We start from the raw sequence: 13,046 nt of genomic DNA, 5'->3' as shown, positions 1-13,046 counted from the left end.
GAAAAATGAAATTTATTAAAACATCGCTATGTGCAGCTATCTTAACAACCATGGTATCGACAAGCAGTTTTGCAGACTGTACCTATGAGCTTTTCAGTATCTCATCGGCAAAGAATACAAAAATTCTTGACTTTATCGATCAATTGAGTGATGAGTGTGGATTCAGCATCATCATTACAGATCCCTATGCAGAAAAATTTCTGCAGACAAAACTCAACAAAACAAACTTGAAGAACTTGACGATTGATGAAGTTCTCAATATTATTTTAACGGAGAACAACCTCTCCTATACATTGGAGAACAACCTACTTAAAATCTCTTATTTGGAAACAAAAGTATTTAATATTGACTATATACTTTCACAAAGAAAAAGTACAGGCAGCACCGATGTAACACTCAGTTCATCTAATAATGGCGGTCAGCAAAATGGCGCAGCAGCAGGTGCTACAGCAGGTGGCACAACAGGTGGTGCTGCCGGCAATGGTACTAATGCTACTGCAGATACAGGAATAAAAATAGAAAGCACTGATGAAGTAAAATTCTGGGAACAGCTTGAATCAGAATTTCAAAGCGTTCTTAACCGTCCGACAGACAAATATGTAGCTCCTGAACCTTTAATAAATAAAAATGCGGGACTCATTACTGTAACAGCAACAGAGCAACAGCTAAAAAGATTTGACAAATATCTTAAAAAACTACAGGATAAAGTGCAACTTCAAGTTCTCATAGATGTACAGCTTTTAGCGGTCACGATGAATGAAGGAAAAACTACCGGTATTGACTGGAAACAGCTTTATGCACTTCAAAATGTCAAATTCGGTATTAACACTTTAAAACTAAGAAATGTCAGTGAATTTGATACAACAGATCCACTCAATCCACAAATAACAAAGGCCACTATACCCGGTGCAGCAGGTATAGCAAAAATTGCAACCATTCAGGGTGGTGGTTCACTCAATGAAGTTATCAAGTTTTTAAAAACACAGGGAGATGTCAATGCACTCTCAAATCCGAAAGTACTGACACTGAACAACCAACCGGCACTTATCACAGCCGGTACTGAGTATTTTTATAAGATAAAATCATCAACAAATCAGCAGGGAACTGGCGGTGGTGTTGCTGCGACAACCCAAGATGAAGCAGTACAATCAGTTTTTGCAGGTGTTCTGCTAACAATCACACCGGAAATTTCTGATGATAAAACGATTACACTTAAAATCAATCCATCTCTCTCAGAGACTACGACAAACTTGGCAGGGACAGATAACTCAGGTCGAGATATGCCGCCTGACCTTACACGTCGTCAGCTTTCATCTGTTGTAACAGTTAAAGATGGAAACAGAATTATTCTCGGTGGGCTCATCAATACAAAAAATACAAATAAATCCAATAAAGTTCCTATTTTAGGTGATATTCCGATTCTTAGCTATCTCTTCAAATATGAAGAAAAAGTAAAATCAACACAAGAGTTAGTCATCATCATAGAACCACATATCATTCACAAGTCTAAGAACAGTGTTTCTCTATCTGACTTAGGATATGAAGGCTTAAGTAATGATCTGCTTGAACTCGAATCTGCTTCCAAAGGTGTAAAAAAAACACAAAATGCAGATGAAAACACATCAGCTGATGACAAATAGGGAAATAGTATATGGACAGTATCTTTGTAAATTCTAAAAATGTTTTCTTAGATACTGTCAATCCTAAAGATTATGTTCAACTAGACCGTGTTTCTACCATTTATCAATCATTGAAAGATTCTATAAAGAAGCCTTTAAAAATGATACTTCTTTATGGAAAACCGGGGACTGGGAAAAGTATGTTCCTTACAAAGCTCTCTTTGGATCTCGAATCCACGCAAAATGTCTTTCTTTATGAAACGCCTATTTTGGACGAGAGTGAATTTTATAAACGACTTGCCCAAGATATTTTTGAAACAAAATTTGGCGGTGAATTAAACTTTACCCAGTTTATGAAAATCGTGAAAGAAAAAAACTTTGATCAGGTGCCTGTAGTTTTACTCGATGAAGCGCAACTCTACTCCGAAGAGCTGATGGAGAAGATTAGACTCCTTTCTGATACTAGAACTATCAAGTTCGTTATAGCACTGCATAAAACAGAAAAAGAAGACCTTATAGCAAAAGAGCACTTTCAGACAAGAATTTGGGAGACGATTGAACTTGAGAACTCTTCAAATGCAGAACTGAAAATTTATATTCAAAAAAAACTGATGAAAGCAAACTGTTTTGATACTGCAAGTATGTTTAATTCAAAGGTAGTTAATAAAATATATAAATTTACCCACGGTAATTATAGAGATACAAATAAATTACTCTATGGACTTTTTGAAATTTATACAGCTTATGAAAAAAACAATCAGATATATGCTATCAATACAAATCAAATATCAGCTAAGCTTATAGAGATGGCAGCTATACATACGGGATTAATAGATGCTTAATATACGAGAGTTGGAAAAACGTTGGCTGCATTATAAGATTAAATCCTATATTCCACATACAGTTATTGCTGTAAGTCTTATAGTGATTATTCTTGTTACAGCTATAATAACAACTTCTACACCACAAAAAAAAGAACATAAACAAGTTACTTTGGACAAAACTCTTAAAAAGCCTGTAACACTGGCGACACCTACTATAGACAGCAAAAATTCTATACAAGAGACTAATATCACTCAGCAAAATACAAACCAAACCAATATAAAACTTGAGACAATTGCCAAAGCTAAAACAATTAACACAGATAAAGAACAGAAGCTTATCCTTGAACCTTCAATGCATTTTATGAAACACATTCAGAGTGAAGAGCAACAACCTTATTACAAGACTCTCAATGAAACAAAAACTGTCAAAAAAGAAAAAATAAAAAGAAATAAAATTGCGAAACAACAAAGTACTGTTGAAGAAGAGTATATGAATCTTGAAGGCAATAAAAAAACAAGAAACATACAACAGCCCGTTCAACAAGAACCTGCAAAAAAACAGCTTCTTACTATAAAAAGACGTGAATCACAAAATGACATTAAAGAGATAATAACACGATTCAAAAAGAATAACAATCCGGCGTTAAGTCTTTTTGTAGCAAAAAAATATTATGAAATAGGTAACTATGAACAAGCATATAATTATGCACTTATTACCAATGGTATCAATAATGACATTGAGGAGAGCTGGCTTATTTTTGCAAAATCACTTGCAAAATTAGGAAAAAGAGACATGGCTGTAAAAACATTGCGTGAGTATATAAATTATTCGCATTCAGGTAATGCAAAAATATTACTTAACGACATAGAATCCGGGAAATTCAGATGAGATTTTTAATACTAATATTTTTAATTGTAAACTTGTATGCCGATGTCAAACAAGAGATGTTCGGTCTTTATCAAAATAAAAAATATGATAAAGTCTGCAGTTTGGGATTTGATAATTTTAACAGATATAAAAGTGATGAAGAGTTTGTTTCACTCTATGCTTTTGCTTGTCTTAATTCAGACTATATTGACAGACTTGCCATTCCAACAGCAATGTTGAAATTTTCTCAAGAAGCACGTGCAAATTCTGCATATTTTTCTGTAATTTTAATGCAAAAGAAACTTTTATATCACTCTTTACTTGATGGCTATGAACTTTCAGAACTCAAACTGCCGACAACCAGCTATATCCTTTCAAAAGTTTTTGATCTTTATACAAAACTGGGCAAGCATGAAAAGCGGACATTTTACCTTTTTGAAGATCCAAAAGATAAAAAATTGACATATAAACTCTATCTTGCAAAAGATTATAAGATCACTAAAATGGTGATTGAGGAGTTTTATGATACAATGCTTATAAAACGACACATCTATTGGTAAGGAAAAGACGTGGATAGAATAACAACAGACTTACTTGCCAACGGTTCAATCATGAAAGGCCAAGTAGACAGGCTCCTTGCAAAAGGCATCAGTGAGAATCTTATTTTGCGAGATATTACACTCTCTGGATTTATGACAATGGACAGGCTTATACGCTATATTGTCAAACAGATACGTGAAGGTGTATATAATCTTTCTATTATTGATGATTATGACTATATACCAGAGAGTGCAGTACTGCAAAAATTGGCAGAAGAACTTGATCTAATGTTCGTCGACCTTGATTCGATTGACATGGACTACAACCTTACAGCAAATGTTCCTTTTGCACAGTTTCAAAAACATAATGCCATTCCAATCTCTCAGGATGATATGAGTGTCACTGTTGCTTTTAATGACCCGCTAGATATCGATGCCCAGGAAGCCATACAAAGACTTTTTCCAAGAAAAATACTCAAAATTGCACTGGCAACAAAAAAACAGATAGAGAATTATCTTTATAAGATCAGCTTAAAAGACAGCGTAAAAGATTTAGTACGTAAAATTCGTGAAGAGTTAAATTCAATTTCAACACTTGAAGAGCAACAAGAAGCTTCATCAATTCTCCTTCTCATTGACGTAGTCTTAAAGACCTGTATCAACGGTCGCTCTAGCGATATACATATTGAGCCGACAGAGAAGAACTGTGTTGTCCGTGGTCGTGTGGATGGGAAACTGACAGAGATGTTTATCTTTGAAAAGGATATTTATCCACCTTTGGCATCAAGACTGAAACTTTTGTCAAATCTGGACATTGCTGAAAAAAGAAAACCGCAAGATGGGCGTTTTTCTACAGCTGTCGGTGCCCGTGAATATGATTTTCGTATCTCTACTTTACCGATTTTATACGGTGAATCTATTGTTATGCGTGTGCTTGATAAACAAAAAGCACTTGTTAAACTTGAAGATGCAGGTATGGACAGTGTCAGTTATCATAAATTCTTAAAAGGGCTTGCCGCACCATACGGTATTATCCTTGTCACTGGTCCTACAGGTTCCGGTAAAACAACAACACTCTATGGTGCACTGAATGAGTTGAGAAATGTAGAGGACAAAGTCATTACGGTTGAAGATCCGGTTGAGTATAGAATGAACCTGATTCAACAGGTACAGGTTAATGCAAAGGTCGGTCTCTCTTTTGCCGATGCACTTCGCTCCATTCTGCGTCAGGATCCCGATAAAATTATGATCGGTGAAATTCGCGATCAGGAAACTTTGGAGATTGCCATTAAAGCAGCTTTGACTGGTCACTTGGTTATATCAACCCTGCATACGAATGATTCCATATCAGCTATTCCACGTATGGCTGATATGGGAATAGAACACTATCTCATCAGTGGAGCTCTTGTCGCCATTCAGGCACAAAGACTTGTACGGAAAATATGTGTACACTGTAAAGCTGAAGATGAACTCTCTGCCTCGGTATTAGAAGAGATAGAAGGAGTAGTTCCCGAAGGAACAACTTTTTATAAAGGCAAAGGCTGTAAAGAGTGCGGTGGAACCGGCTATATGGGACGAGAGATGATTTGTGAAGTTTTAAATATTTCAGAAGACCTCTCGACGCTCATTGCCAAAGGCGCATCAAAAGAAGCATTACTTGAAAAAGCGAAAGAAGAAGGATTTATCCCAATCTTTCAAAATGGTCTCCAAAAGGCTATTGACGGTATTACAAGTATTGAAGAAGTATTAAAGGTGGCAAAAGGATGAAGTATTTTCTAGTAACGGTATTAACCAAAGGTAAAAAAGAAAAGATCGGCTTATATGCTGAAGACAAGAAAGAAGCCAATAGTTACGCTAAGCTAAAGCTATCCGGTATTATCATTAAAGTGGAAGAAGCTGCTGAACCACTGGAAGACAAATTTAAGAGAATAAAAAACGATCTTTTAAAAAACATCAAAAAAAGAAAGATAAAGCCTGATGCACTTATTGCCGCGATCAGACAACTTGCTGTTATGACAAATGCCGGTATATCCATTCATGATTCACTGAGTGAGATTGCAAATGCCACAACAGATGAAGCTTTAGAAACTGTTTTTTCCAAAGTGGCCGATGATATCAACTCCGGTCATTCACTTTCTTCAGCAATGGAAAACTTTCGCTTTGAGGTTGGAAACCTTGTTATTGCCATGATCCAACTTGGAGAAAAAACAGGTAATCTTGATGAAGCACTCTACTCTCTGGCAGATATGCTTGAAGAGATTCGTGCCAATGTCATTAAATTTAAAAAAGCCATGGCTTATCCGAGAAATGTTATGATTGCTATGGCTATTGCTTTTACAATCCTTATCTCTTATGTTGTTCCGCAGTTTAAAGCAATTTTTGAAGAACTTCATGCCCAACTGCCATTACCGACAATCATCCTTCTAAAACTTGAATATCTCTTTAATAACTTCGGACCTTATCTGTTAGCCGGAATTGCCATTTTTTATTTTGTCTTTAACTATATGATTACAAATTATGAAGATATCAGATACAAATGGCATCAGTTGTTGCTAAGAACGTATTTGATCAAAAACATTATCAAATTCTCGACGCTCAGTCGTTTTACTCTGGTTTTTTCCGAGCTGATTCGTGCCGGTATTCCTATTGCAGAAGCTCTTGATACGGCTATTGATATGATAGACAACCTGCCGTTAAAAAGAAAACTGCAGTCTGTTATTTTAACAGTTGAGAAAGGTGGAGCACTCAATAAAGGACTTGAGGAGACAGGGCTGTTTGAGAATATGATTCTTCAAATGGTGCGTGCCGGAGAGGACAGTGGTACACTTGACACTATGATTCAAAAAGTTGCAGAGTACTATAAAATGCGCTTCGATGCTATTATTGATGGTCTTAGTGAAGCAATTGAGCCTATTATGCTTCTTATTATCGCTTCTATGGTTATTCTGCTTGCACTTGGTATATTCTTGCCTATGTGGGATATGGGTAATGCCGTCCAAGGCCGCCAGTAAATGTGGTCTTTTTAGCCGATCCCGGCGTTAGAATTTAGTTGCTTACTTTATGTAAGCTCAAAATTCTGCCTTGACCTTGGCTAAAAATCTTCACATTCCAGTCCCCTTTTTAATCTAAACTCATAAAATTTTTACTGTTCGTTTTACTTTTTTTAAGAAATTATCCATATTTTCCTGCGATGCTTTTATTTTGTATATAACGTTTGTATCAAACAACTTTTCTTCTACCGTAATCTCAAATACCTCACATTCATAATCAATAAAACGCACATCACTGTAAGGTAGTTCTATCGTTTTTACTATCTCTTGTTTATATTCTACAAATTCTGCACTCTCTATGGCAAGATTGACGGCATCGCTGTAAGCTCTGACCAATCCACCGGTGCCCAGTTTTGTGCCTCCAAAATAGCGCACGATTACAACGGCGACATTTATCAAGTCTTTGCCTTGCAATACCATAAGAGAAGGCTTTCCTGATGTTCCTTTCGGCTCACCATCATCACTTGAATGTTCAACTATCTGATTGTATTCATTGAGGTATCTGTAGGCTGTCACAAAATGTCTTGCTTTTGGATGTTCGAGTTTAAGTGCTTTTAACGTAGTTTCATAAAAGTTAAATGGAATAAGGTGAGCAATGAATTTTGATTGCTTCACCTCGAGCGTTGTCGTGAAATGCTCTTTTAAAGTCAGCATTGCTGCTTATGCTAAGTTTGTATAGACTTTTTGCACATCCTCATCGTCATCCAAACGTTCTAATATTTTATCGACATCGGCATGGTCTGCTTCACTGATTTCTATCGGCGTGTTTGCAATTCTTTCCAATGTCGCTTTTGTGATCTCGACACCAAGATTTTCAAGTGCTTCTGTCATAGTACCAAAAGATGTATAGTCAGCTGTTGCAAGGACAACACCTTCTTCCTCTTCTATCTCTTCAAGTCCGGCATCAATAAGTTCAAGTTCAAGTTCTTCAAGATCCATATCATCTTTTAGATTAAATTCAAAGATTGCTTTGCGTGAGAACATAAATTCCAATGAACCGTTCGTAAGCATCTCACCGCCGTTCTTGTTTAAGATACTCTTTACATTGGCAACGGTACGTGTATTGTTATCTGTTGCACATTCGATGAAAAGAAGAACACCATGCGGTGCTTTACCTTCAAAGTTCACCTCTTTCATATCAGCACTGTCTTTTGCTGCAGCACGTTTTATCGCTGCATCGATATTGTCCTTAGGCATATTCTCAGCTTTTGCATTTAAAATCGCCGTTCGAAGTTTTGGATTAAGGTCAGGATCCATCCCGCCCTCTTTTGCCGCCATTGTGATAACTTTTCCAAGTTTAGGGAACAGCTTGGACATCGCTCCCCATCGTTTTAGTTTTGATGCTTTTCTATATTCAAAGGCTCTACCCATAAAAATTCCTCAATTATATTTTCGAAATTATACCACTTTTTAAAAGAAGTCTATTATAATAACGCATAAGGAATATAAATGAGGCTCTCTTTTAGGATCAAACACCATTTTTTTAGTGCGTTTCGTGAAATCTTTGTTCATCATCACGGTTCTTTAGAGTTCCGTGCTAAAATCTTTGCACTCATTATTGCGGCAAATGAAAAACCAAAAGTCGAAAATTTCATTTTAGTCAAAGAGTTGGCATCCAAGATTTATGAAAAAGACATAGACCGGGCAAATCTATTGTTACTCACGACAAAAGAGCTTGTCGATAAAGTTAAAAAGCACAATGGCCTTGATCTCGATCTGCTTATAAACACTATTCAAAAAGAGTTAAAAATAGTACCGAGATATGCAAAAAAAATCGATATTGAAACACTGAAAAGTTTTTTAGATCTCAGTGAAGATGAAGATACTCTTTCATATCAAAAAAACATATTGGAATTTCTGCAGAAGCTCCAAGATGAAACACTTCAAGATACAAACCCAACAATAAAGGAATAATAGTTATGGATTTACAAACACTCGCTCTTCATGCAGGTTATGAAAAAGATTCTCAAGGAACAATGGCCGTACCTATATACCAGACAACAGCCTACGAATTCCGTGATGTAGAACACGCGGCAAATCTATTTGCTCTCAAAGAGCTTGGCAACATCTACACACGTCTGAACAATCCGACCACTGATGTCTTTGAAAAAAGATTTGCCACACTCGAAGGAGGCGAAGCCGCACTTGCCACATCATCAGGCATGAGTGCCATCTTTTACGCTTTTGCAAATGCAGCTGAAGTCGGTGACAACATTGTCTGTGCAAAACAACTCTACGGCGGTAGCCTCACGCAAGTTGCCCATACACTCAAACGTTTTGGCATTGAAGCAAGATTTTTCGATGTGCACAACCCTCTTGAACTTGAACAGCTCATCGATGAAAAGACAAAAGTGATCTTTTTCGAATCTTTAACAAATCCAAGCATTGACGTTGCAGATATTGAAGCCTTGACAGAAATAGCCAATGCACACAATATTTTGACAGTTGTTGATAACACAGTTGCAACACCTGTACTCTGCCGTCCTTTTGAATGGGGAGCGGACATTACTGTACACAGTGCTTCAAAATACACAACAGGACAGGGTCTTGCCATCGGCGGTATTTTAGTTGAGCGTAAAGGTTTAAATGATAAGCTCAAAGACAATCCTCTCTACGCTCATTTTAATGAACCAGATGCGTCATATCATGGTCTGGTATATACACAAACAGGACTGCCTGCATTTACTTTACGTGCACGCCTTTCACTCCTGCGTGACCTTGGTGCTGTCGTTTCTCCATTTAACTCCTGGCTCTTTATTCAGGGTATGGAACATTTAGCTCTTCGTATGAAAGAGCACTCACGCAATGCACTGATGCTAGCAGAGTTTTTAGAATCCCATCCGAAAGTCAAGAAAGTCAACTATCCAGGTCTGCAAAGCAATGCAAATTTTAAAAATGCTCAAAAATACTTTACTGACGGACTTTGTAGCGGACTGCTCAGTTTTGAAGTAGCAAGTCTTGAAGAAGCAGAAAAAATCGTCAATGCAACGAAACTCTACTCTTTGGTTGTCAACATTGGAGACTCAAAATCTATCATCACGCATCCCGCTTCCACTACACACCAGCAGCTTTCTCATGAAGAGCTCATTGCCTGTGGTGTACCGGAAGGACTCATTAGAATCTCATGCGGATTAGAGAGTGCAAAAGATCTCATTGATGATATTGCACAGGCACTTGACGCGTAATTAAGAGACTTTTGCTAAAATGTCATCAATATTTTAAAAAGAGCGTATAATTTGAGCCTGAACCTGCAGACATACACAGAACATTTTACCAATCCACTCTACCTTGAGAGTGGACGTATATTAGAGCCTTATGACATCACCTATGAAACATATGGTGAGCTCAATGAGGACAAAAGTAATGTAGTCGTTGTCTGCCATGCACTTACAGGAAGTCATCATGCTGCTGGAACTTACGAAGGTGAAACTAAATCCGGCTGGTGGGATGGCCTCATCGGTCCAAATAAAGCTATCGATACAGACAAATATTTTGTAATCTGCTCCAATGTAATAGGCAGCTGCTTTGGTTCAACCGGACCAATGTCACCACAACATCCGCATCAAGAACCCTATCGCTATAAGTTTCCGGTAGTGAGTATCAAAGATATGGTAAAAGCACAGCGAATACTCTTTGACAGACTCGATATTCATAGGGTTCACGCAATCATCGGCGGTAGTATGGGCGGTATGCAGGCACTTCAATTTGCTATTCATTACCCTAACTTTGCAAACAAGATCATAGCCATGGCCGCAACACATGCAACACAGCCTTGGGCGATCGCTTTTAACAAGGTAGCGCAAGAAGCAATACTCAAAGATCCTGATTTCAAACAGGGCTATTATGACCCTGAAATCATTAAAGAACAGGGATTGGCCGGTATGGCAATTGGACGTATGGCCGGTCATATCAGTTTCTTATCACCTGAATCCATGCGTGAAAAATTTGGCAGAGATTATAAGCTGACAGACGGGCTGTATGAACTTTTCGGAAAATTTCAGGTAGAGTCATATCTCGAGTATAACGGCTATAACTTTACAAAATGGTTTGATCCCCTTACCTATCTTTACATCACAAAAGCGATCAACATCTATGATCTCTCACGTGGTTTTGATTCACTGCGTGAAGCGCTTAAACGTGTCACAGCAAAGATGCATCTTATTAGTTTTAAAAATGATATACTCTTTAAAAATTTCGAGATGTTAGAGATTGCCGATGAGTTTAAAAATATCGGTAATACCAACTATGATTATATTGACATAGAAAGTGACTACGGACATGATGCCTTTCTTGTGGAACTTGAAAAATTTGAATCTTATGTGAAGGATACACTCGATGGCTAAAGAACAATTTGAAACAAAACTCGAAAATGCAAAGAAGATACTTGAAACCCTCATGAAACCGGAGATTACACTTGAAGATAGTGTCAAAGCTTATGAGCAGGGGATGAAAGAGTTGAACGAAGCACAAAAAATGCTCGAAGATGCCGTCATCAAAATCCAAGAGATAAAAGCTTCTTAATATGCGTGCAGCCGTCCTACAACTCAGCTCACAAGGCATGAGTTCCACAAAACTCTACAACTACATTCGCATAGCCAGTAAAAAAGGTGTAAAAGCTCTTCTTTTAGGTGAGTATATTCTCAACCCGTTTTTCAAAGAACTGCAGTCTATGTCTCTAAGCATGATAAAAGAGCAGGCATCCCATCAAATCAAGATGCTCAAAGAGCTCTCATCTACCTATAATATGACAATTATAGCACCACTTGTCATTGTCAAAAAAAAGCAGGTCTATAAGACTATTGCTAAATTTTCTCCGGCTTCAACCGCTTACTATGAGCAGCAGATTCTCATCAACTATGCCCATTGGAATGAAGAGAAGTTCTTTGCAAATGAAATTAAACCGCTGCAGTCTCCCCTGGTTTTTAAACTAGACGGCTTTAAATTCGCAGTCATCAGTGGATTTGAGCTTCACTTTGATGCCATTTTTGAAAAACTCGACAGTAAAAACATTGACTGCATATTAGTGCCGAGTGTTTCTACCTTTGAATCATATGAGCGATGGAAAGCACTTATCTCCGCGCGGGCATTCACACACAACTGCTATATCCTTCGGGCAAATAGAATAGGGGAATATAAAGACAATGAATACACATGGAGTTTTTATGGTGATTCCATCTTAGTTGATCCAAATGGAGAACTTCTCACGCATTTAGGAAATACAGAAGAGTTGATGATAGTCGATATGCAGCACTCTGATGTCATCAGCTCACGCAGAACCTGGGGATTTAAAGAAGCAATAAATAAAAGAGTGTTATAATCACTAAATTTTGATATAAATATTTTTTATAAAGGCTTCTTCATGATGCAATACTTCCATAGACAGGTTCAACTTTGGGGTGAAGAGACACAGTCTTCCCTGCAAGATAAAAAAATTGCCATTATCGGTTCAGGCGGACTTGGTTCCTCACTCGCTTTTGCTCTTGGTGCAACGGGAATCGGAGAGATTCACATGGTGGACTTCGATGAAGTAAGTCTTCATAATATTCATCGACAGATTGCCTTTAAAATGGGTGATGAAGGAAAGAATAAAGCCCTCATCAATGCCCATATCATAGAAGAGCGCTGCCCTTATGCCAAAGCAATCGCACATGAGATGAACTTTGAAGAGTGGAGCAAGCTGGACATTAACGTTGATCTTATTCTTGATGCGACAGACAATCTTCCTACACGCGCAGAGATAAACGCTTATGCAAAAGCCAAAAATCTCCCATGGGTCTACGGCAGTGTAGAAGCCTTTCACGGACAGGTTGCTTTCATTGATAAGTCATCATTTTCTGACTCATTCAAGATTATCAAAAAAACACCAGCTGGAATCGCCGCACCTATCGTTATGCATATAGCATCCCTGCAGGCAAATTTAGCACTGCGATTTTTAGCAAAGCAAAGCGTTAAAAAGGATCTGCTCTATTATCTGTTTTTTAATGATGAAGGAGAATTAGTCACGCAAAAGTTTGGATTGCCAAAGGCTGATTGAAAAAGTGGTGGGTTCTATGTGACTCGAACACATGACCACTCCGTTATGAGCGGAGGGCTCTAACCAACTGAGCTAAGAACCCACTTTTTTGGTAGGTCGAAATTATACAGAG

At 37.7% G+C, this 13,046-nt stretch carries 14 protein-coding genes and 1 tRNA gene; 12 read left to right on the top strand and 3 right to left on the bottom strand.

The window, feature by feature from the left end:
* The first annotated feature begins 5 nt into the window (after positions 1 to 5).
* From mshL to FM071_RS03645, 6 genes are read left to right on the top strand one after another with little or no spacing between them, the layout of a single operon-like run.
* On the top strand, positions 6 to 1,640 hold the full coding sequence (gene mshL / locus FM071_RS03670) for a pilus (MSHA type) biogenesis protein MshL (RefSeq protein ID WP_193111664.1): 1,635 nt from the start codon (positions 6 to 8) through the stop codon (positions 1,638 to 1,640).
* An 11-nt stretch (positions 1,641 to 1,651) separates the two neighbouring features.
* Positions 1,652 to 2,461, top strand: a complete 810-nt coding sequence (locus FM071_RS03665) for an ATP-binding protein (protein WP_193111663.1) — start codon at positions 1,652 to 1,654, stop codon at positions 2,459 to 2,461.
* Positions 2,454 to 3,332, top strand: a complete 879-nt coding sequence (locus tag FM071_RS03660; protein WP_193111662.1) for a tetratricopeptide repeat protein — start codon at positions 2,454 to 2,456, stop codon at positions 3,330 to 3,332. The genes FM071_RS03665 and FM071_RS03660 overlap by 8 nt, the downstream gene beginning before the upstream one ends.
* Positions 3,329 to 3,871: a hypothetical protein gene (locus FM071_RS03655; protein ID WP_193111661.1), complete on the top strand. Its 543-nt coding sequence runs from the start codon at positions 3,329 to 3,331 to the stop codon at positions 3,869 to 3,871. Before FM071_RS03660 ends, FM071_RS03655 begins: the two co-directional genes overlap by 4 nt.
* 9 nt (positions 3,872 to 3,880) lie before the next feature.
* Positions 3,881 to 5,617 carry a GspE/PulE family protein gene (locus tag FM071_RS03650; protein WP_193111660.1) on the top strand — a complete coding sequence of 579 codons (1,737 nt, stop codon included), beginning with the start codon at positions 3,881 to 3,883 and terminating at the stop codon, positions 5,615 to 5,617.
* On the top strand, positions 5,614 to 6,861 hold the full coding sequence (locus tag FM071_RS03645; protein WP_193111659.1) for a type II secretion system F family protein: 1,248 nt from the start codon (positions 5,614 to 5,616) through the stop codon (positions 6,859 to 6,861). The genes FM071_RS03650 and FM071_RS03645 overlap by 4 nt, the downstream gene beginning before the upstream one ends.
* A gap of 120 nt (positions 6,862 to 6,981) precedes the next feature.
* Here the strand turns inward: FM071_RS03645 and FM071_RS03640 are convergent, their stop codons facing one another.
* Both FM071_RS03640 and FM071_RS03635 read right to left on the bottom strand, forming a co-directional pair.
* The gene (locus tag FM071_RS03640) at positions 6,982 to 7,554 is read right to left on the bottom strand and encodes an IMPACT family protein (protein WP_193111658.1); all 573 of its coding nucleotides are present in this window, start codon (positions 7,552 to 7,554) and stop codon (positions 6,982 to 6,984) included.
* A 6-nt stretch (positions 7,555 to 7,560) separates the two neighbouring features.
* Positions 7,561 to 8,271: a YebC/PmpR family DNA-binding transcriptional regulator gene (locus FM071_RS03635; RefSeq protein ID WP_193111657.1), complete on the bottom strand. Its 711-nt coding sequence runs from the start codon at positions 8,269 to 8,271 to the stop codon at positions 7,561 to 7,563.
* A 78-nt stretch (positions 8,272 to 8,349) separates the two neighbouring features.
* Between FM071_RS03635 and FM071_RS03630 the strand changes: the two genes are divergently transcribed.
* From FM071_RS03630 to FM071_RS03605, 6 genes are read left to right on the top strand one after another with little or no spacing between them, the layout of a single operon-like run.
* On the top strand, positions 8,350 to 8,814 hold the full coding sequence (locus FM071_RS03630) for a hypothetical protein (protein ID WP_193111656.1): 465 nt from the start codon (positions 8,350 to 8,352) through the stop codon (positions 8,812 to 8,814).
* 5 nt (positions 8,815 to 8,819) lie between these two features.
* Positions 8,820 to 10,085: an O-acetylhomoserine aminocarboxypropyltransferase/cysteine synthase family protein gene (locus FM071_RS03625; protein ID WP_193111655.1), complete on the top strand. Its 1,266-nt coding sequence runs from the start codon at positions 8,820 to 8,822 to the stop codon at positions 10,083 to 10,085.
* A 51-nt stretch (positions 10,086 to 10,136) separates the two neighbouring features.
* Complete coding sequence (metX, locus tag FM071_RS03620) at positions 10,137 to 11,243, top strand: homoserine O-acetyltransferase MetX (RefSeq protein ID WP_193111654.1); 1,107 nt, start codon at positions 10,137 to 10,139, stop codon at positions 11,241 to 11,243.
* Entirely contained in the window at positions 11,236 to 11,421 is a 186-nt protein-coding gene (gene xseB / locus FM071_RS03615; protein ID WP_193111653.1) for an exodeoxyribonuclease VII small subunit, read from the top strand. Before metX ends, xseB begins: the two co-directional genes overlap by 8 nt.
* A gap of 1 nt (position 11,422) precedes the next feature.
* On the top strand, positions 11,423 to 12,217 hold the full coding sequence (locus FM071_RS03610; protein WP_193111652.1) for a carbon-nitrogen hydrolase family protein: 795 nt from the start codon (positions 11,423 to 11,425) through the stop codon (positions 12,215 to 12,217).
* Between the two features lie 42 nt (positions 12,218 to 12,259).
* Positions 12,260 to 12,934: a HesA/MoeB/ThiF family protein gene (locus FM071_RS03605; RefSeq protein WP_193111651.1), complete on the top strand. Its 675-nt coding sequence runs from the start codon at positions 12,260 to 12,262 to the stop codon at positions 12,932 to 12,934.
* A gap of 5 nt (positions 12,935 to 12,939) precedes the next feature.
* Here FM071_RS03605 and FM071_RS03600 read toward each other — a convergent pair.
* Positions 12,940 to 13,016 (bottom strand) — tRNA-Ile (locus FM071_RS03600).
* Positions 13,017 to 13,046: the final 30 nt, after the last annotated feature.

This window comes from Sulfurimonas paralvinellae, assembly GCF_014905135.1.
In the GTDB taxonomy this organism is placed as follows: domain Bacteria; phylum Campylobacterota; class Campylobacteria; order Campylobacterales; family Sulfurimonadaceae; genus Sulfurimonas; species Sulfurimonas paralvinellae.
This window is presented reverse-complemented; position numbering and strand designations above follow the sequence as displayed.